This window comes from Nocardia sp. CY41 (assembly GCF_009829325.1).
Taxonomy (GTDB): domain Bacteria; phylum Actinomycetota; class Actinomycetes; order Mycobacteriales; family Mycobacteriaceae; genus Nocardia.
Genome location: NZ_VUOS01000007.1, coordinates 117,287 through 139,709, shown reverse-complemented (window position 1 = coordinate 139,709; position 22,423 = coordinate 117,287). Strand labels below are relative to the sequence as shown.

Genomic DNA, 22,423 nt, shown 5'->3' with positions numbered 1-22,423 from the left:
CACCCCTCAGCTACCAGGCCCCGCCCTGATCGTTCACTTGTCAACTGTGCATCAGATCATAGTGAGCGCTGGTCGTGACGCCTATAGGTTTCAAGGTCAATCCCTCAAGCATTTTCATGCGATAACAAGAGAGATCATGAGTTAACTTCCAGCACACATGGGGGTTTTCCCCACCATCGCATGGAGATGGCTACACCTAGCGCTAGCAATGGCCACGATATGACGCTATTCAGCCAAAAGGGATTCATACAGATGTCATGCGCAGTTTACTGATTGTGCTGCAGCAGCAAATAATCCGGAAAATCCGAATTGTTACCGTGTCGTGAGTAACGCCATGCATCTCATGGGGCAGCGAACAGCGGGCGCACCTCTACCCCAATCTCACTGTGCACGCCCCGACTGCCGACACGGTTAATCCTGACTGCGATCGATCGCCTTATGACATCACGCTTCTCGCGAAGATCCCGCCGCGCCCAGACACTGCGCGCGTTCGGCCCGACACTCTCGGCGACCAGGGGGTCTGCCGCTGCGGCCACTGCGTCGATACGACCTTGCGCTTCGCGGATCTGTCGCTCCAACTCCTCGACGTACGTAGAGACCGCCGTAGCCGACATCCGGGTCCGCGCCGCGTCTTTGACGTACGCCTCGATGTCGGCGCGCAGCTGGACGATCGTCGCCAGCTCGTCTTCGACCGAAATCTCGTCCTTCGTGGCGGACGCAGCGAACAACGCCAGCGTGTCCGGCCGTTCGAACAGCTGCATCAACAGCTCCTCCACATGCCCGTCGACACGCTCGATCGCACGGCTCAAATGCCACTGCGGGCAGCAGTAATACGGCTTGGTCTTCGGCCCGCCCGGCGAGGGCGTCTTAGCCTGCATGTGCGTCTGGCAGACACCGCATCGAGCGATGAAGCTCAGCAGATGAACAGGTTCCGTACTCCGTGACGTAACGCGCTGCGGGTGCATCAGTGCGCTACGCAGCCGCTTGTGCTGGTCCGGCGTGATGATGGGCTCCCAGGTTCCGGGGCCCGATATCTTGCCGTAGTAGGTGCGCATCCCCGCATACGTGGGGTTGATCAGCAACCGCCGTAGGGATCGGGCGTCGAATGTCCCCTTTCCCTTGGCTGCTGCCCATCGCGGCGCGAGATCAGCGCTGACAGACCTCAGCGACTCGTGATCGAGCACACGCTGAGCGGCGAGCCGAATGATCTCCGCCTGTGCCGGGATCGGCTCACGGTTGATCGCCTTACCCGTCTCTTCGTCGCGGATGATCCGATATCCCGCAGGCAGCTTGCCGTGTGGCTTGCCTTCCTCGAGCGCCTCCTGCACGCCGCGGTTGACGTTTTCGCTGATGTCGTCGGACTGCTCCTCGGCGCGCAGCGCGTCAGCGTTCGCCGCTCGCCGGTCGGCCGCCTTGGACAGGTCGTAGGTGCGGTTGCCGTACCGCCACAGCGTTCCTGTCTCGATGCACAGGCGCCTCAGTGGAACGTAGTCGTCGAGGTCCCTTGCGGCACGGTTGTTCGCGAACGTCCACAGCATCTCCGCCTTGCCAGCGCTGATGAAGTCCTTCGTCTCAATGAAGCCAGGCCGCTCCTGAACCCTGCGGTAGCGGCTGGCGGAAAGCTTGTCGCTGAACACGGCCACGACTACCACGCCTATGCTGGCAAGGTCGCGACGCCCCACCTTCTCCTGGTCCTTGACCGACTTCTCGCCAGGCTTCGACACTCGCGCGTAGATGACAGCGCGCAGCTGAGCAGCGGTCTCGAGGCGAGCCCTCTTCGCCGCACGTACACGTTCGGTCACGCAGGAAATATACCCCGCTATTGACACATATCTAGAGATATCTGACGATAGCCGGGTACATGACTTCCACCTCCACGGAGCAATCCTCATGCGAATCCGCATCGATATCACTGCCCTGTCCGCCGCGGCGCTCGCGCTCACCCCTTCGCCGGCCAACGCCGCCCCGTGGCCCGGCTGGACCGACGGTCAGCAGATGGAGGTCCGCCTCCTGCTCGGCGGCGTCAACCGCCAGTTCCAGCCGGAGATCATCCAGACCGCCAACGAGGTGTGCGGGATCCTGCGCGCCGACCCCACCCCCGCCGGGAAACGGGCCGCGCTCGAGCACCTGGCCGTCGACCACTACCCGCACCAGTTGGGCTACACCCTCGGCACCATGGTGGACGTGTCGTGCCCGGACATGCTCGGCGTGATCCGGTGACGATCACCCTCGCGTTCGACGTACCCGAGCAGTGCCGCGAGACCTTCACCCGCGAGCTCGAGCTGCTGCGGTACGGGATGGAGCCGCTCGTCGAATGGCTCGAACGCCACGGCGGCGGGATGCAGATGGGAGGATCGAAGGCATGAGCAACGCCATGCGGGTGGAGGTATCCGTCGGCGATCCGACCGGCATCGCGCTCTGCCCGCGCTGCCTCCACATCTGCCTGTGCACCCTGCCCATCACCGGGCTCGCCGAGACGGGTGTGATCCCCTTGGGGAACATCGCGGCCTGCGCCGAGTGCGACGACTTCACCGACGCGGTGCGCAAATTCTTGGCCGGACTCAACTCCTGAGCGCCGCTCACAGCGTGTCCACACCAGACACGCTGTGACCCGCGTAACACGACCCGGTTGTTCACGATGAGCAGCCCGACAGCCTGTGCGCAGGGCATTCCAATCGCAGGGGGAACCTGCCCGACCCCGAGGGGACATTCATGACCGGACCGCAGTACCCAACTGCTGACCGCTACACCTACCGAGTGCTGCGGGACGGTGACAAATTCGTCGCCCGATGCGCCGAGTTCCCGAACCTCAGCTGGGAGGCTTACTCACCGGAAGAGGCCCACACCGGGCTGATGAAGCTCGTCGACGGGACGCTGCGGGACCTCATCAACTCCGGCGGAGACGTCCCCCTGCCCGAGGTGCCGTTCACGCCCCCACCCGTCCCCGTCCAGCAGCACGCCCCGATCCATCAGCCGCCGACCGCCCCGTATCCGATCATGCAGCCACAGCCCACTTACGCGCCCGCGCCGCCGCAGGTGATGCAGAATGTCGTCGTCAACGCCTCCGCGCGGGTGGGCGGGTATCGCGTCGGACCCAACCATGGCTTTCACGCACTCATGACCTTGGTGACGTGCGGCATGTGGGCACCGATCTGGCTCCTCGTCTGGATCCTCGGCAGGAAGTAGCTGTCGGTCGGGTGTGCCACGATCAGTGGATGCGGCAGCACTACGTAGGACCTGACGGACGCCGCGGCGAGCCTGGGCAACTCGTGCGGCTCTCCGACGGACGCGCTGCGGAGACGCGGCCGGTCCGCTGCCCCAACGGTCACGTCCTCGCTCACGGCACCTTCACCCCCGTCTGGCTGCCCTGCCGGGTAGAGGGACGCAACGGGCACCGCACCCACCGCTGCCACGCCTGCGACGGAGTGGTCTACACGCCGCCGTTGGACGAGCATTGCTGGCGCGACGACGGCCAACACCCCCAGACATGACGAAAGCCGCCCCGGATTCGGGGCGGCTTTTGCTTGCGTCAGTCCGGGAGCGATGCCCGCGTCAGCGGGAGGATCGCCTCGCTCGGCGTAGCGGAGGCCAGCGCCTCCGTCGAGGCTCCCGGATGGTCGTTCACCGGCCACAGCGACCCATCCCCCATCCGCCGGCCAGTCCACTGCCACCGCCCATCCTCGTGCAAGACCCACTCATCGCCGCGGGCATCGTGGTACACCCCTGGTTCGGTTGGCAGCATCAGTCCTGAATCCCCGCGTAGTGCGCGAGCGCCCGCAGCTTGCTCGACGCTCGCCGCTCGTGCGCCGCGGTCGTCTTGATCACCGTCTCCACCGAACGGGACTTGCGGAAGTACTCCGGCGCCGACTCCTTCGCGTCGACGAGGGCATCGACGGCCGCGTCCGGCTCGCCAGCGCTCAGGTGCGCTCGCGCCACGTCGAGGTAGAAGTGCGCCTTGCGTTCGCGCGGGTAGTCGGTCGGGATCTGGGTCTGCTCCGCGAGTTCCTTCGCCTTGCCCACCTGGCGAAGATCGACCGCCGCCGACAGCTCGAACAGCTTGACGTTCGTGGGGCCCACCACCGTGCCGTGCGCCTGCCGGTCCCCGATCTTCTCCGCGAAGCCGTAGGCCTCGGCGAAATGAGTGTCGGTGGTCTCAGCGTCCCCAGCGGTCGATGCCAGGCCCGCTCGGCGCATGTGGAGAGCGCACAGCACCGCCGCGCCCATCTCGTCGTCGGCGTACGGCTCGACGGTCGCGATCGTCCGATCGGTCAACCGCACCGCGCGTTCCATCGCACCGACACGGGCGAGAGCGGCGGTCTTCACGTACTGGGCCGTGGCCAGAAGCAGTTCATCCTCGGCGTTCCCGGCCGCCCACACCATGCGGTCGGTGGCCAGAGTTGACAGGTCGTAGTGGCCCGTCTTGTGCGCCAGCGTGTTCCCTGCCCGGTAGGCGGTGACGAGCAGTTCGTAGGCCGCCGCTCCATCGCGCTGCCCGGCGACGAGCAGGTGGTCCACGAGATCGGGAAGGCCCTCGACGATCTTCGAGTACGCGCCCTCATGCCGCCAGCGCGCGACCTCATCGACCCGGAGCCGAAGGATGTCGAGCGGTAGCGGATCGACATCTGCCAGCGGGTCGGTCGAGGCAACGACCTGGCGCACGGTGGGCACGATGCGGTCGAGGCTCGCGGCTTCGCTTTCGGCGCCCATCAGGATCGACGCATCGACGCCCAGGGCGGACGCGATGCCGCCGACCCACATGGAGGTGGGTGAGTCGATCCCGGCTTCGACACGGGAGAGGTATCCGCGCCCGACGTGGGCGAGGGAGGCGAGCTGGTGCTGGGTCAGGCCGCGGGTCTTGCGGATACGCGCGATGCGTTCGCCGACGGCCTCGTTCTTCTGCATACCCCCACCGTAGCACCGAAAGAGGGAGCAATTAGGGAGCATTCATCTGTTGGCCTGCACTTAACGTGAAGTTAGCACACGGTGCCGGATCCGAGCTTGGACCCCCGAACCAGGCGATTCGTTTCGTAGCCTCTCGCCCCTCGGGAGGTTACGAGCTCTCCGGCACCGTGTGCCCATTCCAACAGAACACACAACGCGCCAGGGGGTACCAGATGCCCGAGTATTTACCCGTTCTCGTCGTCGGTGTAGCAATCGCGCTACTGGCCGCCGCGGTCTATTACGCCGCGTTGGTTCGGCCCGAGCCCGGCCCCCATCGCTACGAGGCTGCCCGGTGAGCCCCGTAGCGGCACCCGACACCCTCGACCGGTGGCGGGCCCAACCCTGCACCAACGCCATGATCGAGTCCATCGAGCACGCCCGCTTCGGCATGGACCTCCATGGCGGGCACGGCGGATGCGAGTTCTTCATGGCCGCGCTCAAGCGCCTGTCGGTGGTGCTCGGATGAACGACGCTGTCTCCGCCTGGCAAGAACGTCTGGAGGGCCGCACCATGGTCGTCGGCCCGGACGGGCTGCCGTACACCGTCGAGCAGTACCTGACCCTCGTGGCGAAGGCCAACGCCGGTCAGTCGCCACAGCAGTTGCTGCGCTTCGCCGTAGCCATCCGCGAGTGGGCCGACCGGTGATCGGCTACCTCGAATCCTCCATCGACGGGACCGTTTACATCGTCGGTGACGACGGGTACTCGTACACCGCTGAGGAATACGCGGACCTCCTCGAGGACCGGGCGATCGACCACGCCCACGAACTGCTCGATGGGTTCGCCGATGCCGCTGAGTGAGAACCAAGCCAAGTTGCTGGGCGCGCTGTTCGCCGAGTCCGACCGCCGCCTGCCCGTCCGTGAGCTGTCCAGAATTACGGACCTGTCCGAGCGGGTCGCTGCCCAGGACGCCGCCGAACTCCAGCGTTCCGGCCTCGCTCAGGGCACCGGCCGCGGCTACTGCCTCACCGGCGCCGGAAGGGCGTTGGCCCGCAAGCCCGTGTACCGCGAGTACGCGCGCTGATCAGTCTTCCCCGGCGATCGTCGGGGATTTCAGGAGATACACGAATCGAAGGAGAGCGCGTGCAGGAGAAGATCCCTGGTCCGGACGGCCCCGCCAACGACAACTGGAATGTCGACCCTCGCGGGAAGGATGCCCCCCGGAAGCGGATCATCACCGAAGACCCCCGGCTGATCAAGGCCGTGGACTGAGCGTCACCCACAGAATCTTCGCCGTGTAAACACCGCAGGCACGGCGGAGGCCGCCCCGACCTTGATGCGTAGGTCGGGGCGGTTTGGTGTCCGGACACGACAAAAGCGCCCCGCAGGTGCGAAACCGCGGGGCGGCTTTGTGTCGCTGAGGTGGATCAGGGCAGAGAGTAGGCCGCCCAGTCGTCCAAGTTCGCGGGCGGCTCACCACCGCCACTTACCCCAGAGTCGTCCTCGCCGTGCACGCCCGCATACCGGTTGGTCAGCGGAACCTGCGCCGTCGTGAACGTTCCCTGAAGTTGCGGCACGTTGTCCAAGAACGCCGTGTACACCGTCCCTCTTGCCTCGATGCGCATCACGGCGCCCTCCGCGGCCTTCGTGGTGGTGATGATGTCAGCCAGGCCAGTAGCAGAGGTGAACGTCGTCCCGTCCCACGAGTACATGCAGATGCCGTGTTTGTCCGCGACCCGCCAGTAGTGCACGCCAGCGTGGTTGCTCGCCGGGTCGGCGCGCACGCACACCGACATCGAGCTGTGCTGAGGATTCCTACCGTTCCAGCGGATCCGAGCCTGGGCTGCCATGTCGGCCGACGGCGACGTTGCCGCGTTCCAGAATCCGAAGCTGATCGGCTCGGACGCCAGCCCGACGGCTGACAGCTCGTTGGACGCCAGGTACAGCGGCCCAAACCTGGTGGTCCAGTTGCTGCCAAGGCTCGCCCGGTTGAAGTCGTCGGAGGCGAACTGGACGTAGGGCGATACGTCCTTGCCGACGAAGTTGTCGATCGAGTGACTGTTGGTCGTGCTGACGCGCTGCACGAACAACCCGAGATACCGGTGGCTGGAGTCGCCCCACGTCGTATCTCGATACGACGACCCATTTTTCACACCGTTGATGTAGACGGAGTACACATTGTTCTCATCGACCTGGCACCGGATCACATCGTTGGTGGCGATGGTGACCGTGCCGGAACCGATGGCGGTGTAGGTTCCGTTGATACCGGTGATCCGGCCGAGATTCCAACCACCGTTGTACGTGCCCAGAATGACCATCTCGGTCATGGCCGAGTTGCAGCGCAGCACCGCACCGGCGACCGCCGTACCGTTCGGCGCCGAGCCGATCGTGAACTCCACCGACTGATATGGGGTGACGGTCTGGCTGTTGTAGATCGCTGCGCGCCTGTTCGCGGTGGTGCCTTGGACTGCGAGCTGGTTGGAGATGATGCCGAGGTCACCGCCGGTCTCGGTCCACGATGACCCGAGACTGGTGTTGTTGGCCCGGTTGAAGTCGTCGGTGTAGTTGGCGAGGTTCACCACTGTGCCGGTCGCGTTGACCGCTGTCGCCGTCGCTGTGGCAGTGGTCGCCGCGGCGGTGGCGGTAGCCGACGGCGTGGCGGTACGTCCTGCAGCTGCAGCCGTCGCGGTCAGGGCGGGAACGGCGACGCTCGTGGAGATCTCGGCGTTCACCGCAGCAGCTGTGGCCGTAGCCGGGGTGGCGGTGTTGAAGCTGGAACCCTGCCCGATCGCGTCGTACACCAGCGTGGAAGCCGTCGCCGCCACGGCGCCCGCTGCGGCGTCCGCCGAAGCCGTGGCCGCAGTCGGGGACGAGTTCAACGCCGCTGTCGCCGCGGTGGCGTTGGCCTGCGCGTCGAAGTTTTGCTCCCCCACCGCAGCAAGCACCGAAGCGCCCGCAGTGGCAACCACGGCCGCCGCGTGCGCGTCCGCATGGACAGCGTGGGCGGGGACCAGTGCGGTGGCCGTGGCCGCTGTCGCCTGCCCACTGGAGGTCGCCGTAACTGCGGCGGGAAACGCGCCGGCCGCAGCGGTGGCGACGATCGCGGGCACTGTCACCGTTGTCGACACGGTCCCGGGACGGGCGCTCGCTGTCGCGGTGGCGCGCTGGGCCTGCGCGACGACGGAGCGGGTGCCGTCCCAGATCAGCCGGTCGCCGATGTACTTGCGCAGTACGGGCTCGGTGCCGATGCGGATCGCGACCGGCTCTTGGCCGCGCGTGAACTTCGGCATGGCTTACGCGGCGACCGTCACGGTAGCGATTCCGGCCGCGTCGAACGTAATGGACAGCGTGCCCGAGGTGGTGGACAGGTCCGCATCTGACTCGAGGTAGGCGATCAGCGGGCGAGTCGCGTCCGTGCCCGGGGTCGAGTCGTAGATGACGGCTTTCCGCACACCGGTAAGGGTGGATCCGGTCCAGGATGGGTCTGCGGCGTCGAGCTTGATCGTGTTGGTCGGCGCGTCGTAGGTGACCGTCACCGAGGTGAGAGTCTGCCCACCCGCGGTGTAGCCGGTGCCCGACACTTCGTTGGTGATGCTGCTCTTGTACTGGTGGGTGTCCTGATCGAACGTGTACGAGTTCGTGCACAGCATGATCTTGATGTTGTCGGTGTCGAAGTCGATCTCCTTGTTCAAGAGCGACTTGAAGAACAGCCCGTAGAACTTGCCGGTGAACGTGGCCATGAAGGATTCCTATTCAGGGTCGGGGACAACCGAATACTCGGTTTCCGGATCGGGGAGAGTGAGTGCCGCGTACTCGCTTTCGGTGAGCTTCTGCACGCGCGCGATGCCGCCGCCGTTCACGACGTAAGCGCCGACGAGGGTGGGCGGCGCGGGCAGCCCGGTCTCGATCAACGGCCACAACCGAACGGGTGTGGCGGATTCGGGGATCGTGATGTTGTAGGTGTCCATCCCGATCCGCACCCGCGCTGGCCCGGGGTCGAGGTCCTCGGTGGTGATCACCCCGTTCACGGGCGTGTAGGAGCGGACGGACGTGGTGATCATCGCGTCGCCGTCGTCGTTCTCCCGCAGGATGTAGCTGGAGAAGAACACCTCGTCGGTGTGCGGCGTGCCCGCGAGGTCGGTGAGGGTTTCAGTAATGACGGTCACGTAGTGGCCTCCTGCTATACGCCGGAGTAGATCCGGGCGTCATTCCACGAATGAGAGTTCGACCCGCTGCGCTCCACTCGAAGCCCCGCCCACGAGTTGCCGGACGGCACAGCACCGAACAACTGGGCCTGGCAGATAACGACCCCGTTGACTTCGATCCACGCGTAATCGCCAGCCGTGGAGAATGCGATCTTGTCGCCCGCGGCGACAGTGGCCGGGGTGTGGGCGTAGTTGGCGAACGTCGGACTGGACAGTGATCCGGTGAACCGGGCGAGGTAGACGTGGCCGGAGAGGATGTTCGCGGCCAGCCCCTCGGTGCCTGCGGAGTTGCAGCGCAGAATCAGGCCGCTGTCGGCGCTGGAGTTGGGGTTGTTGTTCCCGCCGGCGATGGCTTCGACGCGCTGCTTGCCGTTGGTGATGCCGGTGTCGCGGATCAGTCCCGCGCTGCTGTTGGACGTTCCGGTGGCCGACCACGAGTTGCTGACGATGCCCGCGTTCGTCCCGAACTGCGTCCACCCGTTGCCGGGCGGACCGTCGGCGCGGTTGAAGTCGTCGTAGAGCACGCTGTTCCACGACGTGCTCAGGGGGAAGTCGGTGGGCCGGTCGTAGATCTTCACCCACCGGATCCAGGCGTCGCACAGGGCATTGTTGAAGAAGTTCAACCCCCGCTTACCCGGGTGCGGGCGGTGGGTGGGGGTGAGCTGCGCCTGGCAGCGGGCGACGCCGTTGATGTACACCCGGCAGAGTTGGTCGTTGTCGATCAGAACTGTGCATGTGACGTAGTTGCCGTAGTACGGGACGGGTGAGGTGTTCCCGGCCAGGTCGTTGCCGGAGGACATGAGGCCGTCGAACTCGATGATGTGCACGTCATCGGAGGAGACGACGGGGGCGTGACGGAAGCGGATCAGCACCGAGTTGGCGAACGACGGGCCCACCTTGGCCCAGTTCTCCATGATGCAGAGGTTGAAGTACTGCGCGACCAGTCCCTCGACCGGCCACCACATCTCCCACTCCATCCCGAAATTCGGGGTGAAGGGCTGGAACTCGTAGGACTCACCACCGCCGACGACCGACGAGTAGTTGGCCGGCATGTGCATTTCCGCCGAGCCGTTGAGGTCGGCCTTGCTGCCGTCACCGAAGTGCCCCCACGGCTGTTTGATCGGATTCTCCGGCGCCCTGTTGAAGTCGTCGATCCACCCAGCCCACGCCCAGGGCAGGTTACGGCGAATCAAGAACGACAACCGTGTCTCCTTCTGGTGGCGTCAGCTCGCTCTCGTCGATGGCGCCGGAGATCGTGCCGCCATTGGCGATCAGGAATTTTCTGATGCCCTGCAAGTGGCGCTTATTCGCTCGCAGGTCGAGCCGATCTTCGGGCGAGTGCAGCTTCCGCAACGTCTCGGTGTCGGTGTCGAACCGGTCGATCGCCCACGTCAGCACCTGGATAGCGGACTCGGCCGGGGTCAGGTCGAAGTACCCGTCGAGCGATTTCACTTGGAAGGCCGCGCACCACAATGCCCAGCGGTAGTCGGGGATCTGCCAGTGCGACTCGTAATTCGTGGATGCTGCGACGCAGTGGAAAACCTTCACGGCTTCCTCTCGGATCAGGGCTCAGGGATGTACACGCCGGAAACGTTGATCTGGAGCACAACTGGAGCAGTGGTGCCGACGACGTTCGTGACGTTGTAGAAGAAGCGCTCTTTGTCGAATGCCTCGATGGCGAGCGCGTTGGCGTTGTAGCGGGTGACGTTCGCCCCGAGGACCTGGGTGTGGATCACGTCCGCCGAAACCCCCGCGGCATTCCACCGCTTGACCTCGATCGTGCAGCCGCCCGGTTGAGTGATAAGCGCGAAGTGGACGTCAGTCAGCAGTGCTTCTAGACCGTCCGGCACGTTCAAAACTGGGCCGAGGAGTAGCTCGTTAACGCCGAGCCGCACCTCGGCCGAAGCCACGACGCACTCCACGGACCAGTAATGGGCGTTGTCGTAGGCGATGTCGGCTTTCTCGCCGGCGGCCGCGGCGGCGTTGGCCGCCGCCTGCGACGTCGACACCGCGATGTCCGCTGATCCCTTCGCGTTTTCGGCGATGAGACGGGTGTTGTCCAGCGGCGTCCGCACCTGGGAGTTGACCGCGCCCTGCACCCCAGTGAATGACACCTTCGCCCCACCGGTGGCGAGGGCCTGGATAGATGCCTCGTTGAGGTTCGACCCGTAGTCCGAGCCGAAAACGAACGCGTTGTCGGGGATCTCCGGGATATTGGGAGTAGTCACGGACTACTTCCCGACCGGAGAATCACCGCATCCGAGCGTGTCGAGTCCCGCCAGGATCGTGTCCGCAGCGTGTTGCCGCGCCTTCGCCTGATCCGGTGTCAGATTCGGATTCGGCGGGTTCACCTTGATGGATGTCGCGAACACCTCATAGAGAGGGCACAGAATCTCGGAGGACGTCCGCTCCTGGACTTCCCGCACCTCACGGGTGGTCGCCTCGAGTCGGAAGAACAGGTAGACGATCAGACCGATCAGGACCAGCAGAACTGCCATCCCCACCCGGTTGCGCCTGTTGTCCGCAGCGACCTTCTCGATGCGCTCGAGAACCTTCTGGGTAGTGTCGGCTCGCTGCGAGAGAGTGCCCACCTCCGAGGTCAGCGCGTCGACCGCCTCCACAAGCTTCGTCTGATCCATCACGGCTGCGGCCCTTTCTCGCGAGGCTGCTTGATCTCCGACTCCAGATCGTTGATTTGGTGCGCCAGGTCATCGAGCAGAGTCCGCAGCCGACCCACGGTTTCGTGGGTCTGCCGCAGCGTGTTCTCGATGCTGTCGTTATCACGCATGTATTTGTCCGGCATCACAGCCGCCGTCGCTCGTGCATGGTTTCGAACGCCTCCCGAATGGCGTCAGTTGCTCGCACAAGCTCCCCGGCGAGCTTGTCGTTGATGAGTTTGTTGAGTTCTCGCAACTCGATCTCGAGCCGATCACCGCGGGCGACCTCTTTGTCGTAGGCGGCGTCGGCGCGGGCGATGGCGTCATGATGCGACGCCGTGATCCGGTCGATCTCCGCCGCATGAGAGGAGACGAGGGAGTTGAACAGCTTGTAGACGGCGTAGATGCAGATCGCGGCGATCGCGCCGATGGCCCCGTACTGCAGCAGTGAGTCGGTGCCGATGGGCACCGACTCACCGTCTGCTTCGGCCGCCCATAGCTGCAGGAGCACTACCCGCGCTCACGGGGCATCCCCGCGCGAAGCTTCTCGTCCGGTGTGACCTTCGCGCGCGCCACCTCCGCGGCGGGAATCCCGAGGACGGCCGCGACGATGACGAGGATCATGTCCGCCGAGAACTGATCCACAACGCCGCGCACGACGAGGTAGCCAGCGATGCCGACCAGAACGGGCCACAGGAGAGCGCGGATGGGCTCGGTACGCAGGGTGGAAATCAGCTTGCTCATGGTCTATCCCTTCATCAGTCGCGGTCCGGGACAGGGGTGTCCGGACCTTCGGTGTCAAGCAAGGCGACGGTGTCGCGGCGGCCGGGCCAGATGATCTGGCCGTGTTCGAAGCGCTGCCGGACCTCCCCGCCGGGCAGTTCCTCTTCATCGGCAAGCGGCCAGCCGAACGGGCCGGTTTCCGAGCCACTGCGGTGCCAGCGGTCGCGGATCGCGCCGTGCACCCAGACGGGCGGCCGGTTGTCACCGTCCTTCCCATACAGCGCGCCGCCCTGGAATCCCTGCACCTCACCCTGGGGCAGCACGGTGCACTCAGTGGTCGGATAGCCGAGCGGCCCCTGCTCCCAGCCGAGTTCGGAGTACTTGCCGAACAAGCTCGCCGGGATCGCGTGGGCGCCGGTCGCGGGATGCCAGTAGATGTGGCCGTTGTCGAACTCTGCGTACCTGCCGATGCCGTCGGGGGTGGCGTTCTCACCGACTGTGCGCCGTGCGCCAAGCCACGGGGTCGCGGCCTCGACGTCGTTGATCGCGTTGGGCGGCGGGCCCGCGGGCGCGCCGGTGGCGAACTCGCACACGTCGGCCTCGAAGATGTCCCACGGGAAGTTGGGGCCGACGTCGGTGTGTGTGCCGATGCCGAGGCAGTCGGTCACGTATCGGTGGTCGGAGATTCCGGAGCGGCGCTCGTACGGTGGCGCGATGACGAGCGGGTCGTATCCGTACTTCTGAGCATCCTGCACTGCCAGCCACGCAGCGATCCGGAGGTCATCACGGATGGCCATCCATTCGTCACGTGACCATCCCGCACGACTGCCGGCGAAGCAGAGGTTGATGGTGGACGAGTTCGCGTCCAGCACCGACCAACTGGCCAGGTCGGTGTCCACCACGTCGACCACTACCCCGTCGCGGACGGTGTAGTGGTAGCTCACGCCGTTGCGGGGGTTGTTCAGGTAGTTGGCCAGGCTCTCCGCAGTGCCATTGCCTTCCTGGGTGTGGAGCAGAAAGTTCTCGATGCGCGCACCGTGGCGGGACGACGCCGAGTCGCCCATGCGGTCGAGTTCCTGATAGTCCGGCTTGGTCACCGTGATGGTCTCCCGTTCGAGTAGAGGGGCCGGCGCCACCGACCACTGGCCGTAGTCCGGCTTCAAAGCCACGTTGACGTCCACTCCCACGCCGCCGACCTTGCGTTTGTCGATCTCGATCTGATGCAGGTGCGCGGCCGGGTGGTCGTCGTTGGCGAACCCGCCGGACCAGTTGTGCTGCCAGAACCACGTCGCGACACCGTCTTCAAGCGCCCAGTTGATGCACCGGAAGTTGCCGTACATGCCGGTCCACTCCAGCCCGACCACCGACGCCCAGCCCCGCAGGAACGGCGCGATGAACTGGTTCCATTGCTCCAACGTGGGATTCGCGTCTACAGGGGCGTAGATCGGGCGCTGGTCGGGTCCGCCGGCCGCACGGTGGTAGCGCAGCGCGATCTCCGCGTGGTGGACGCCGCCGTCGTAGCCGCCGTACCAGTCCGAGGTCTCGCCCTTCCCGAACTGGTAGTTGCTGACGATCTCAAGTCCCGCGGCGCGCAGCCGATCGCAGTACTCGCGGGTGGCGGGCTTGGCGAGCATCCATTCCGCGCCCGGACGCCGGTCCGACATGTACAGGACCACCCCGCTGTATCCGGCATCCTTGATCGCCTGGGGGTCGATGAGCGCGGCGGAGAAGTCCAGCAGTTTCATGCTCACCCCTGGTGGCGTTTCAGGATTCCGGGTCGCGCCTTGTTCTTGCGCTCGGCGTAGAGCACGCGGCGGCGCTCGAGGTCGCTCGTTTTCGAGTCACGCAGGTAGGCGTTGACCTCGGTGACCGTGTGCGTAGTCGGGTCGAACTGCGGGGGCTCGTCGACGGCGTCGACCACCCGCGCGGTGCGCTGCGGTTCCTCGGGCTCGTTGATGCGGTAGCCCATATACCGGAGGCGTTCGATCTGCGCCTCCCGCTCCCGCACCGTCATCGTGGCGGGGTCCTGGATCACCACCGGCTCCGGTTCCTCTTCGTCCACCGGCACCCACGTGCCCATGGCGTTGAGCTGGTGCTGCTCACCGCGGTACGGGCGCATCACCTTCTTCGTCGCCAGGGCGGGATCCATCGGCGGGCAACCGGCTTCGGTCATATGCTTGGAGATCGCCCGCGCCAGCGCCTCCGGGAACACGATCCGGTTGCGGCCGCCGGAATCACTACCGAACCCCACCGGGATGAACTGCAGGGCCGGGAGGAACCGCTCCTCCGGGTTGTTCGGGTCGATGTCCTCGATCCGCCAGATCTTCCCCACACACGCTCCCTACGCGACGCCCAGATCGCGGGCGATTGACATGACCTCTTGCAACATCTCGAGCGCCTTCATCACCGGGTCTTCAGGTTCGCGGTGGCCGACGGTGATGTCCCAGTGCGGGGTGGTTTTGCGGTCCCACCACAGGACGAGTTCGGTGATGCGGTCGACGTACACCTTCCCGGGCGGGCCCCAGTCCTGGACGGTGGTGCCGATGCGGGTGCCGAGCCACGCGTTGCCCTTGCCGCGCTGCCCGATCCGCAGGTTTTCCACGCCGTCGGCGACAGTGACCGAGTGGGTGGTTTGCTCCCTCGTCCGCCACATGCCCGTGCGGAGTGCGATGAGAGCGGACAGCGTGTAGGCGCGGTCGCTGCCCTCACACCAGGTTTCGAGGTAGTGCGACCACCCCAACCTTTGGGCTCGAGGTATGTCCTGCCACTTCATGAACGCCAGGAAGACGTCGGTGTACAGGGGTTTCAGCAGGGCGTCAACCATGCCGCCAATGGGCGGGACGAACAAAGCTGCGGCGATCAGATCGCCCAGCATGTTCACCGTGTTGTGGTTCCAAACACCCTGTGCCGCATAGTTTTTCAGACCCGGAACGGTCATGTCGTAGTAGTCGGCGGTGCCGAGCGGGCGGATCTCCACCACCTCGCGGAAGATCAGAGACCTGGTTTCCGGGAGGTTTTGGTACTCGTCGTCGTCGATCTCTCGGGACCGCTGGTCGAACTCGCCATCCGGCGGCCCGGTGAGGTCCACTGTGGCAATCGCCGTACCGACCTCCACCTCGACAGCCCGCTTCCATCCCTCGCGCGAGAGGAACCGGTGCAGGTTGGTCGTCTTGATGGATCGGCCGTCGTCGAGCACGTACTCGAATAGCTCTGCTTGCCCCTTCAGGAAGGCCCTCGATGCCGTGGCAGCGACGCGCCGCCCGTCCGGGGTCAGAGCCCAGACCCTGAAGGGCCCGCCACGAGCAGCCAGTACGTCGATCCGCTCGTCCCCGTCGGGACCATGAATGATGGTCTCACCTGCGACGCAGGCTGAGATCAGCTCGTTCACGCCCGGCATCGAGTGTCCGCCGGTGACGAACTCGGTGTCTGTCGCGGGCTTCCAGTGGAACTCGTTGGACTTGATCCCGGTGCGGTCGCCGTCGCGCAGGATGATGCCCGGAGCCCGGGGGTTGGTGCCCCTGTACCCGGGTTCGGAGTACTCCGGCGGGAAGGTGGGGTCGTCGATGACGTTGACGCCCTGCGTCATGCCGTCGGCCCCGATGCCGGTGAACCCACGTACCAGGCCGCTGAACAGGTCACCGCCGAGGTTGGTTTCCTGGAAAGCGCCCGAGTTGTCGACCAGGTCCCACACCAGCGTTCCGGGACGCAGGTTAGCGCCCGGCCATGGATCGGGGTCGCCTTCGAGGTAGCGCCGCGGCTCCCACGTCAGCTGCGCGTCGGCGACGATGCGCTTGCTGACGTCGTGCATGTACTTGAACCGGGAGTGGACGATGGCGAACTGACTGGAGTCGCCGCCGATCGGGTCAGGTGCGACGACCTGCGACCAGGTGGACTGGTCGAGGTTGAGCCACTGCGACGGGTCCATCGGGTCGTCCGGCAGCGTCCACAGGTTCGCCTCGAGCCGCAGGATGTTCAGGAACAGCGTGAGCTTCAGCGCCCACTTCGCGGGCCCGAACAGGATCCACAACCGCGGGAACTGGATCTCCGGCGGCAGGAACGGATTCGAGTACGCCAGAATGTGCTTGAGGTGCTCGTAATCCGACTTGAACGTGGCCTTGACGATCCGTTGTCCGTCTTCGTCCTTGCGCTGCGACAGGTCGTCGAGCATCCCGCCCCAACGTGCGCCGTCCTTGTCGACGGTGATGTGGACGTTGGCGGTGGAGCGGCCGTCGTGGTCGGTCAGCCACCGCGACAGGTAGTAGCGGGACGGGAGTTCGATCGTGCCGACGCCGGTTTCGTTCTCTGGCAGCGTGAACTTCGCGGAGATCTCGTTGTGGACCTCGCCGATGAAATTCCAGTTGCCGTCCCACAGCCGCACCAGCGGCCGCTTGATCCGGCGTTCCTGGTCCTTGCGCAGGTTCTCGACGATCTCGCCGAATACGGCGTCGAAGTCGATCGTTTCGACAGAGGTCATCGCTTACTCCAGACCCCACGGGCGCGGCCACGGCCGCGGGCAGATCACCTGGATTCCGGTCCCCGCCGGGGCGCCGGAAACCGTGACGGGAACTTGAGTGCGGGGCGTGTTGCCTGGGATGGGGTAGTTGAACCTGACGCCGTTCATGCGCTGCGGGTACTCGGTCTTCAGCGCGGTGTTGAACTGGCCGTTGAACGCCATTTTGTCGGTGTCGATGTACAGGTGCTCACCCAGCATCAGCGGCGCCAGCTCGATGCGTCGGAGGGCGTCCTCTTCGGCGCGCTCGTATTCGTCGTTGCCCCACGAGTAGTCCGGGAGGGTGACCACCATGCCTTCTGCGGAAGCTTGGATCCGCCACTGCGGGTAGATCTCGTAGTCCTCCGGCAGCGGGTTGGACACCCACACGTAGCCGAGTTCGTCACCGCCACTGGTGGTGTCGGTGGTGGTGACGAACTCCGAGATCTCGGGGGTGCCGATCCACCGCGGGTAGGCACCGATGAGCGGCAGCAGCACCTTCCCGTACTGCTCGGAGATCGGGTCGTTGACCGCCTTGATCTTCACCTTCCCGCCCAATCGCACGGGAAGATGCCGCGCCGAATCCTGGGTGATTACCCACAGTTTCGAGTCCCGCTTAGCCGAGAGGCCTTTGCGGAACTCCGAATCCACATGGCGCCACGGCCGATCCTTCGTGCCGAAGATATGCACGGCCAAGATGAAGTCGTAGTGGTCCTCGCGGAGTCCGCCGAAGGTGGAGCCGACCTGGAAGGCTGTGGAGTTGTAGATGGCGGTGAACGGCGCGTCGTACATGCCGTCGAAGTCGGTGCCTTCTTCCTCGTCGGCGAGGCACACGTTTTGATCCCATTGACCCGGACCGGCGAGGGTCCACCGGCGGCCGTTGGGTTCTTCGAGTTCGACGAGTACGTCCTCGGGTGGTTCGATCATATGCGCGGCACCCACGCCCGAGCCCGGTCCTGCTGCTCGATCCGCTGCATCCGCAGCGCCCGGTTGAACTCCCCTTCAGACATCCCCGTGTGCAGGTTCTCGATCACCATCCGGTTGTCGATCGTCTGTGTCTGGGCTGGGCGAGCGGTGGCCGCGGCGCGCAACTGAGCCCCGTTGAGCACCCATTCCGTTTCGCCGGAGGTGTTGATGGCGGCCATACCGTGCGGCAGCGGTCCGCCTTGGTCGCGGATCACCGCGGGGATACGTAGGGTTTTCATCATCTCCTCGAGCCAGTTCGCGGTGCCGGGGACGACGGGGCCTTGCTTGGCCAGTTCGTCCTGGCTGGGGTTGGCCGGGGAAGGCTTCTTCTTGTCCTTCTCCTTCTGCGCCTTCTGGAACTGGTCAGCCGCGATGCCGATGGCGGCACCGGTGACGCCCTTGATGTCCCCACCAAGGCCGACGACGTTCAAGACGTCGGACAGCTGTCCGGTAACGAACGCCTTTGCGGCATCGCCCAGCAGTTCGACAGGGCTGCTGTAGTCGCTGCCGGATCCGCTCGCGCCCTTGGTTTCTTCGCGCTGCTTCTTCTGCTCGGCGACGAGCGCGTTCATCGCCTTCCGTAGGTCGAGGTCCGCTGCGCGACGGTCGTCGTCGGTGGCTTCCGGGTCGTCGTAGACGAGGTCCCGGTCCTCTTGGGCGCGGCGGATCGCCATCTGCAGCTCTTCGAGGCGGATCTGGTCGTCGGACAGCTCACCTTCCAGTGGCGGCGCCTCCGGCACGGGTCCGCTGGTGGTGTTGGCCTGCTCCTTCTTGCGTTCCAGCTCCTGCACCCGGAACTCCGCGCGTTGCACGTCGATCTGGGCTTGCCGCTTGTCGTCGGCGGACTTCTTCGGGTCCTTCAGCTCCTCGTCGCGCTGAGTCTTGGCCTTGTTCAGGCTGATCCGCGCGGACTCCAGCTCCAGGTCGTCACCGGCGTCCCAGGTGGGTTTCTTCTCCGTGGACCGCGACCGCGAGCTGACACCGCTTCCGGCGCTCGTGCCGGGCGGGTTGAACGAGGAGACGGGCAGGTAGTACTTCAGCGGCAGATTGCCGCTCGTGGCCGACTGCGCCCCGGATCCGACTCGCACGCCGTTGGCCCCCGACTCCAACGGCGTACCGGCCAGCAGGCCAGCCATGTGCGAGTATTGGCCGCCGCCGCCGCGGTAGATACCCACCGACAGGCCGCGGCCGGACGGGTCCAGGCCGGAGCGGAACCCGAGGGCGGGGAAGTTGCTCTCGGTGGTGAACCAGCGGGTGAACGGGTCCAAACCCTTCAGCAAGGCGTAGGCGGCGGAGATGAACCCGGAGCAGTCCCACGAGGGATTGCCGACGCCGCCGTACTGGTACGCCTTGCCGGACTGGCCGCGCAGGAAGTTCATGGCGCGGTTGAGCGCGACGCCGCCGTCGGCCATTGGGGTGACAGCCATGCCGAACATGCCGGCGACCTGCCCGAGGATATTCACCGACCGGGACCGCTTCGACGGCGCTAACGGGATGAACGCCTCACCACCGGTTTCTGGCTCGGCCCACTGGTACAGCCGTGACTGCGGGGCCTGGATCGTCGCCTGAGACGGCAGCGGCCCAGAGAGCCCACCTTCAGCGCGAGGCGCGATGGGGATGTCGTCGATGTTCTCGTGCAGCCGCTCGCGCACATTCTGTGGCAGGGAATAGCCAGAGGTGTCGTACTCCAGCTTCACCTTCTGCGTCTTCGGCGGAAGGTTCTTCGCGATCAGCTTGTCCAGCTCGGCGATCACCGCGGGCGCGTCCGGGGCGGAGATGTGCACGACACCCGGTTTGCCGTTGACCTGCTCGACCTTTGCGCCGATCTCGATCAGCCTTGCTTTGGCCTCCTCGCCCAGCAGTTCGACCGGGATGTCAGCGCCTTGTGCGTTGGTGCGCAGCAGACCCTGGATGACGATGAGCTTCTGCTCCACCGAGTCGGCGTTCTTCAAGTTCGCCAGGATCGTGATGTCCTTGGGCAGGTAGCCGAGCTGGGCGGCCATCTGCTGCACCTGGTCGGCGGTCAACCCGGCGGAGCGGGCGAGGTCGGCGAACTGCTGGTCGTTCTTCGCCAGGATCGGGCCCATGTCGACGCCAGCTTCCGCGGCGGTGATCGTGACATCCCGGATCCGCATCAGGGCGTCCATGAGCCGTTGACCGTTGGAGGTGGCGGTGTTGACCTGCCCGTTCTGCCCGATCAGCGCGGCGCCGAAGCCCTGAGAGGCGTCCCACGCCTCGGAGGTGGCTTGCGCGGTGTCGCGGACAGCCTGGTTGTACTTGCTCAGCGCCTCCTGTGCGGCGATCGGCTTGCCCGACAGTACGTCCAGCGCGGTCTTCATCGCGTCGATCCGGTCGGCCGCCGAGGACGACGCATCCGACAGGACCTTCACCGCCTGGGTGAGGGTCGCGAACCCGGGCGTGGTGTTGCGCGCGACCTCCTGGGTCTTGACGATCTCGTCGCGCATCGCCTGCAGCTCGGAGAGGGCGAACCGGCCGTGGGTGCCCATCGTCCGCAGCTTCGCCGCCAGATCGTTGAACTTGCTGGTGTCGGCGAGGGTTTCGGCGAGTTGCTGGTCGGACAGCTTCAGGTCATCGATGACCTTCTTCGCGCCCTCCCACTGCTCGGCGTACCACTGCTTGTTGCGGGCGGAGTCCATCCACGGCGGGGTGAAGTTCCGCTCCAGGAATCCGGGCTTGAAGTTCGCCGCGTCGTCCAGCGACTTCTTCATGATCCCGACCTGCGCGGTCACGTTCGAGATAGCCTGGGCGTCGAACGCGCCCCCGTTCAGGGCGAACAGTTCGGCGAGTTCGCTACGGGTAGCCCCGATCTCACGGAGGGCGGCCTGCATCGCCTTGGCGTGGTCCTCGCCCTTCTTCATCTCGTTCCACAGCTGGAACAGCGCAGCGCCGGCGGCGACGACAGCGACCACCCACGGGCCGCCGAGCAGGCTGACCACACTGCCCGCGGCCGAGCGCACACCAGTCGCCGCGGCGGCGATCGTGCCCTGGGTGCGCGCGAACACCGAAGCACTGGCTGCGGTGTTCATGAACGCACCCTGCATCCGCGTCACCACGGGCACCGTCGTGCCGAGCTGCTGCACCGCGGAACCGAAGCGGCCCATGGCCACAGAACCCATCCCGGCCACGGTCGTGACACCGCCGGTCGCGGTCGCCACCGCGCGGGCCTGGGTGACGAAGCTGCCAAGCGCTGCCGTGGTGGTCGTTGCGGCAGTGGTGAGGGCGGCGCCGAGAGCAGTGGTGCGGAACAGGATCACCGCCGCAGTGGCCGCCTGCACCGGGCCGGGGAGGTCAGCGAACCACTTCACGACCGGTGCGATAGCGCGCCCGGCGTCGACCGCAGCGTCAGCGGCCCCGTGCAGTCCGGCCACAACCTTCGGGGTTGCCGCGGCGATGTTTTCGGCCGCGCCCTTGGCGAACTGCTCCATGGGGCCTTTGACGAGGTCGTACACCTCGAGGGCCAGGTTTTCGGCGGCGTTCTGCGCCATCTGCATCGCGCCGGGCAGGCCCTGCATCTTCGCTGCGGCGACTTCGGCGGCGGAGCCCTGCTTGCTCATGGCGTTGTGCATCTGGTCGAAGCCGCTGGCACCCTTTTCCGCGGCGATGGCCGCCAGACGCATCGCATCCGAGCCGAACAGGGTCGCTGTCGCGGCCTGATACATCTCGGGCGTCATCTTCTCGGCGGCGGCGTCCAGCTGCACGAACAGGTTCCGCAGCCCGGTGAACTGGCCCTTGTTGTCGTAGATCGTCAGGCCGAGTTGCTTGATCGATTCCTGGGCGGGCTTGCCGGTGTCGGTGAGGGCCAACAGTGCGGACTTGAGCAGGGTACCGGCGTCGGAGCCTTGGATGCCGCTGTTGGCGAAAAGGCCGAGCGCTGTGGCGGTGTCCTCGACCGTGAGCCCGAATTGGTGGGCGACCGCGGCACCGGCTTGCAGGCCGTAGGCGACGTCCTTGATTTCCGCGCTGGAAGCGTTGGCGGTGTTGGCGAGCACGTCGGCGACACGAGTGGCCTCCGACGCACCGAGGCCGAACGCCTGCAGCGCCTGGCTCTGGATCGTCGCCGCCTCAGCGGCCTTGATCTGCGCGGCCGCCGCCAGCTGCAGCGAGCCCTTCGCGGCGTCCATGGACTGCTGGACGTTGAACCCGCCCTTGGCAAGCTCTGCCATGGCCGCGGCGGCATCGTTGGCGGACGTGCCGGGCAGGGTGACGTCGTTACCGAGCTGCTTGGCGCGCTCGGAGACCCTCGCCATCTCGTCGGCAGTCGCACCCGCGACCGCCTTCATGGTGTTCATCGAGGTGGTGAACTCGTTGCCGACCTCGATCACCTTGCCGAACGCGGCAGCCGCCCCACCGATGGCCAGCCCGAGGCTCGCGCCGATCGCCCCCGCCACACCGACCGCGGGTTGCAGTCCTGCGCGCATCTCGGGGACGAAACGCCGCAGATCGGGTGCTACGAGGATGTCGATGCGGCCACCGGCCATGGGC

The 22,423-nt window shown here is 65.8% G+C and carries 28 protein-coding genes; 11 read left to right on the top strand and 17 right to left on the bottom strand.

Annotated features, from left to right (window positions below; genetic code table 11):
- Positions 1-341: 341 nt before the first annotated feature.
- A complete protein-coding gene (locus GVY64_RS09570; RefSeq protein ID WP_159840144.1) occupies positions 342-1,802 on the bottom strand; it encodes a recombinase family protein in 1,461 nt (486 codons plus the stop codon).
- An 88-nt stretch (positions 1,803-1,890) separates the two neighbouring features.
- Here GVY64_RS09570 and GVY64_RS09565 point away from each other — a divergent pair, with 88 nt between their 5' ends.
- From GVY64_RS09565 to GVY64_RS09545, 5 genes are all read left to right on the top strand, one after another.
- Entirely contained in the window at positions 1,891-2,220 is a 330-nt protein-coding gene (locus GVY64_RS09565; RefSeq protein ID WP_159840239.1) for a hypothetical protein, read from the top strand.
- On the top strand, positions 2,217-2,366 hold the full coding sequence (locus GVY64_RS09560; protein ID WP_159840238.1) for a hypothetical protein: 150 nt from the start codon (positions 2,217-2,219) through the stop codon (positions 2,364-2,366). The genes GVY64_RS09565 and GVY64_RS09560 overlap by 4 nt, the downstream gene beginning before the upstream one ends.
- Positions 2,363-2,572: a hypothetical protein gene (locus GVY64_RS09555; RefSeq protein WP_159840237.1), complete on the top strand. Its 210-nt coding sequence runs from the start codon at positions 2,363-2,365 to the stop codon at positions 2,570-2,572. Before GVY64_RS09560 ends, GVY64_RS09555 begins: the two co-directional genes overlap by 4 nt.
- Positions 2,573-2,712: 140 nt before the next feature.
- A complete protein-coding gene (locus GVY64_RS37215; RefSeq protein ID WP_201297960.1) occupies positions 2,713-3,186 on the top strand; it encodes a hypothetical protein in 474 nt (157 codons plus the stop codon).
- 29 nt (positions 3,187-3,215) lie between these two features.
- Positions 3,216-3,491 (top strand): hypothetical protein, encoded by a 276-nt coding sequence (locus tag GVY64_RS09545; RefSeq protein WP_159840236.1) that lies wholly within the window; start codon positions 3,216-3,218, stop codon positions 3,489-3,491.
- Between the two features lie 250 nt (positions 3,492-3,741).
- On the opposite strand, the gene GVY64_RS09540 is transcribed toward GVY64_RS09545, so the two are convergent.
- The gene (locus GVY64_RS09540; protein ID WP_159840235.1) at positions 3,742-4,902 is read right to left on the bottom strand and encodes a helix-turn-helix domain-containing protein; all 1,161 of its coding nucleotides are present in this window, start codon (positions 4,900-4,902) and stop codon (positions 3,742-3,744) included.
- 212 nt (positions 4,903-5,114) lie between these two features.
- On the opposite strand from GVY64_RS09540, the gene GVY64_RS38690 reads away from it, so the two are divergent.
- The 6 genes from GVY64_RS38690 to GVY64_RS38685 are packed head-to-tail and all read left to right on the top strand — an operon-like array spanning position 5,115 to position 6,152.
- Complete coding sequence (locus tag GVY64_RS38690; protein WP_268895614.1) at positions 5,115-5,237, top strand: hypothetical protein; 123 nt, start codon at positions 5,115-5,117, stop codon at positions 5,235-5,237.
- Positions 5,234-5,407 carry a hypothetical protein gene (locus GVY64_RS09535; RefSeq protein ID WP_159840234.1) on the top strand — a complete coding sequence of 58 codons (174 nt, stop codon included), beginning with the start codon at positions 5,234-5,236 and terminating at the stop codon, positions 5,405-5,407. Before GVY64_RS38690 ends, GVY64_RS09535 begins: the two co-directional genes overlap by 4 nt.
- Entirely contained in the window at positions 5,404-5,586 is a 183-nt protein-coding gene (locus GVY64_RS09530; RefSeq protein WP_159840233.1) for a hypothetical protein, read from the top strand. The genes GVY64_RS09535 and GVY64_RS09530 overlap by 4 nt, the downstream gene beginning before the upstream one ends.
- Complete coding sequence (locus tag GVY64_RS09525; RefSeq protein ID WP_159840232.1) at positions 5,583-5,741, top strand: hypothetical protein; 159 nt, start codon at positions 5,583-5,585, stop codon at positions 5,739-5,741. Before GVY64_RS09530 ends, GVY64_RS09525 begins: the two co-directional genes overlap by 4 nt.
- Positions 5,728-5,964: a hypothetical protein gene (locus GVY64_RS09520; protein ID WP_159840231.1), complete on the top strand. Its 237-nt coding sequence runs from the start codon at positions 5,728-5,730 to the stop codon at positions 5,962-5,964. The genes GVY64_RS09525 and GVY64_RS09520 overlap by 14 nt, the downstream gene beginning before the upstream one ends.
- A 59-nt stretch (positions 5,965-6,023) precedes the next feature.
- Positions 6,024-6,152: a hypothetical protein gene (locus GVY64_RS38685; protein ID WP_268895613.1), complete on the top strand. Its 129-nt coding sequence runs from the start codon at positions 6,024-6,026 to the stop codon at positions 6,150-6,152.
- 155 nt (positions 6,153-6,307) lie between these two features.
- Here the strand turns inward: GVY64_RS38685 and GVY64_RS09515 are convergent, their stop codons facing one another.
- From GVY64_RS09515 to GVY64_RS09445, 15 genes are read right to left on the bottom strand one after another with little or no spacing between them, the layout of a single operon-like run.
- Positions 6,308-8,170 (bottom strand): hypothetical protein, encoded by a 1,863-nt coding sequence (locus GVY64_RS09515; RefSeq protein ID WP_159840230.1) that lies wholly within the window; start codon positions 8,168-8,170, stop codon positions 6,308-6,310.
- Between the two features lie 3 nt (positions 8,171-8,173).
- Positions 8,174-8,620: a hypothetical protein gene (locus GVY64_RS09510; RefSeq protein ID WP_159840229.1), complete on the bottom strand. Its 447-nt coding sequence runs from the start codon at positions 8,618-8,620 to the stop codon at positions 8,174-8,176.
- A gap of 9 nt (positions 8,621-8,629) precedes the next feature.
- Positions 8,630-9,046: a hypothetical protein gene (locus tag GVY64_RS09505; protein ID WP_159840228.1), complete on the bottom strand. Its 417-nt coding sequence runs from the start codon at positions 9,044-9,046 to the stop codon at positions 8,630-8,632.
- A 14-nt stretch (positions 9,047-9,060) separates the two neighbouring features.
- Positions 9,061-10,287 carry a hypothetical protein gene (locus tag GVY64_RS09500; protein WP_159840227.1) on the bottom strand — a complete coding sequence of 409 codons (1,227 nt, stop codon included), beginning with the start codon at positions 10,285-10,287 and terminating at the stop codon, positions 9,061-9,063.
- Positions 10,265-10,633 carry a hypothetical protein gene (locus GVY64_RS09495; RefSeq protein ID WP_159840226.1) on the bottom strand — a complete coding sequence of 123 codons (369 nt, stop codon included), beginning with the start codon at positions 10,631-10,633 and terminating at the stop codon, positions 10,265-10,267. Before GVY64_RS09495 ends, GVY64_RS09500 begins: the two co-directional genes overlap by 23 nt.
- A 14-nt stretch (positions 10,634-10,647) precedes the next feature.
- Entirely contained in the window at positions 10,648-11,313 is a 666-nt protein-coding gene (locus tag GVY64_RS09490; RefSeq protein ID WP_159840225.1) for a hypothetical protein, read from the bottom strand.
- Between the two features lie 3 nt (positions 11,314-11,316).
- Positions 11,317-11,724: a hypothetical protein gene (locus GVY64_RS09485; RefSeq protein WP_159840224.1), complete on the bottom strand. Its 408-nt coding sequence runs from the start codon at positions 11,722-11,724 to the stop codon at positions 11,317-11,319.
- Entirely contained in the window at positions 11,724-11,888 is a 165-nt protein-coding gene (locus GVY64_RS09480; RefSeq protein ID WP_157227452.1) for a hypothetical protein, read from the bottom strand. Before GVY64_RS09480 ends, GVY64_RS09485 begins: the two co-directional genes overlap by 1 nt.
- Positions 11,888-12,211, bottom strand: coding sequence for a hypothetical protein (locus GVY64_RS09475; protein WP_159840223.1), 324 nt, complete (start codon positions 12,209-12,211; stop codon positions 11,888-11,890). Before GVY64_RS09475 ends, GVY64_RS09480 begins: the two co-directional genes overlap by 1 nt.
- Before the next feature lie 41 nt (positions 12,212-12,252).
- A complete protein-coding gene (locus GVY64_RS09470) occupies positions 12,253-12,486 on the bottom strand; it encodes a hypothetical protein (protein ID WP_159840222.1) in 234 nt (77 codons plus the stop codon).
- 14 nt (positions 12,487-12,500) lie between these two features.
- The gene (locus GVY64_RS09465; RefSeq protein ID WP_159840221.1) at positions 12,501-14,210 is read right to left on the bottom strand and encodes a glycoside hydrolase domain-containing protein; all 1,710 of its coding nucleotides are present in this window, start codon (positions 14,208-14,210) and stop codon (positions 12,501-12,503) included.
- A 2-nt stretch (positions 14,211-14,212) separates the two neighbouring features.
- Complete coding sequence (locus GVY64_RS09460; protein ID WP_159840220.1) at positions 14,213-14,797, bottom strand: phage gene 29 protein family protein; 585 nt, start codon at positions 14,795-14,797, stop codon at positions 14,213-14,215.
- 9 nt (positions 14,798-14,806) lie between these two features.
- Complete coding sequence (locus tag GVY64_RS09455) at positions 14,807-16,939, bottom strand: Gp37-like protein (protein WP_159840219.1); 2,133 nt, start codon at positions 16,937-16,939, stop codon at positions 14,807-14,809.
- A 3-nt stretch (positions 16,940-16,942) separates the two neighbouring features.
- Positions 16,943-17,881 carry a phage tail protein gene (locus GVY64_RS09450; protein ID WP_159840218.1) on the bottom strand — a complete coding sequence of 313 codons (939 nt, stop codon included), beginning with the start codon at positions 17,879-17,881 and terminating at the stop codon, positions 16,943-16,945.
- Positions 17,878-22,419, bottom strand: a complete 4,542-nt coding sequence (locus GVY64_RS09445; protein ID WP_159840217.1) for a phage tail tape measure protein — start codon at positions 22,417-22,419, stop codon at positions 17,878-17,880. Before GVY64_RS09445 ends, GVY64_RS09450 begins: the two co-directional genes overlap by 4 nt.
- Positions 22,420-22,423 lie beyond the last annotated feature (4 nt).

Coding starts and splice junctions, on each gene's coding strand:
- GVY64_RS09565 (WP_159840239.1), top strand. CDS start 1,891: ATGCGAATCCGCATCGATATCACTGCCCTGTCCGCCGCGGCGCTCGCG.
- GVY64_RS09555 (WP_159840237.1), top strand. CDS start 2,363: ATGAGCAACGCCATGCGGGTGGAGGTATCCGTCGGCGATCCGACCGGC.
- GVY64_RS37215 (WP_201297960.1), top strand. CDS start 2,713: ATGACCGGACCGCAGTACCCAACTGCTGACCGCTACACCTACCGAGTG.
- GVY64_RS09545 (WP_159840236.1), top strand. CDS start 3,216: ATGCGGCAGCACTACGTAGGACCTGACGGACGCCGCGGCGAGCCTGGG.
- GVY64_RS09540 (WP_159840235.1), bottom strand. CDS start 4,902: ATGCAGAAGAACGAGGCCGTCGGCGAACGCATCGCGCGTATCCGCAAG.
- GVY64_RS38690 (WP_268895614.1), top strand. CDS start 5,115: ATGCCCGAGTATTTACCCGTTCTCGTCGTCGGTGTAGCAATCGCGCTA.
- GVY64_RS09530 (WP_159840233.1), top strand. CDS start 5,404: ATGAACGACGCTGTCTCCGCCTGGCAAGAACGTCTGGAGGGCCGCACC.
- GVY64_RS09520 (WP_159840231.1), top strand. CDS start 5,728: ATGCCGCTGAGTGAGAACCAAGCCAAGTTGCTGGGCGCGCTGTTCGCC.
- GVY64_RS09515 (WP_159840230.1), bottom strand. CDS start 8,170: ATGCCGAAGTTCACGCGCGGCCAAGAGCCGGTCGCGATCCGCATCGGC.
- GVY64_RS09510 (WP_159840229.1), bottom strand. CDS start 8,620: ATGGCCACGTTCACCGGCAAGTTCTACGGGCTGTTCTTCAAGTCGCTC.
- GVY64_RS09485 (WP_159840224.1), bottom strand. CDS start 11,724: ATGGATCAGACGAAGCTTGTGGAGGCGGTCGACGCGCTGACCTCGGAG.
- GVY64_RS09480 (WP_157227452.1), bottom strand. CDS start 11,888: ATGCCGGACAAATACATGCGTGATAACGACAGCATCGAGAACACGCTG.
- GVY64_RS09470 (WP_159840222.1), bottom strand. CDS start 12,486: ATGAGCAAGCTGATTTCCACCCTGCGTACCGAGCCCATCCGCGCTCTC.
- GVY64_RS09465 (WP_159840221.1), bottom strand. CDS start 14,210: ATGAAACTGCTGGACTTCTCCGCCGCGCTCATCGACCCCCAGGCGATC.
- GVY64_RS09455 (WP_159840219.1), bottom strand. CDS start 16,939: ATGACCTCTGTCGAAACGATCGACTTCGACGCCGTATTCGGCGAGATC.
- GVY64_RS09450 (WP_159840218.1), bottom strand. CDS start 17,881: ATGATCGAACCACCCGAGGACGTACTCGTCGAACTCGAAGAACCCAAC.
- GVY64_RS09445 (WP_159840217.1), bottom strand. CDS start 22,419: ATGGCCGGTGGCCGCATCGACATCCTCGTAGCACCCGATCTGCGGCGT.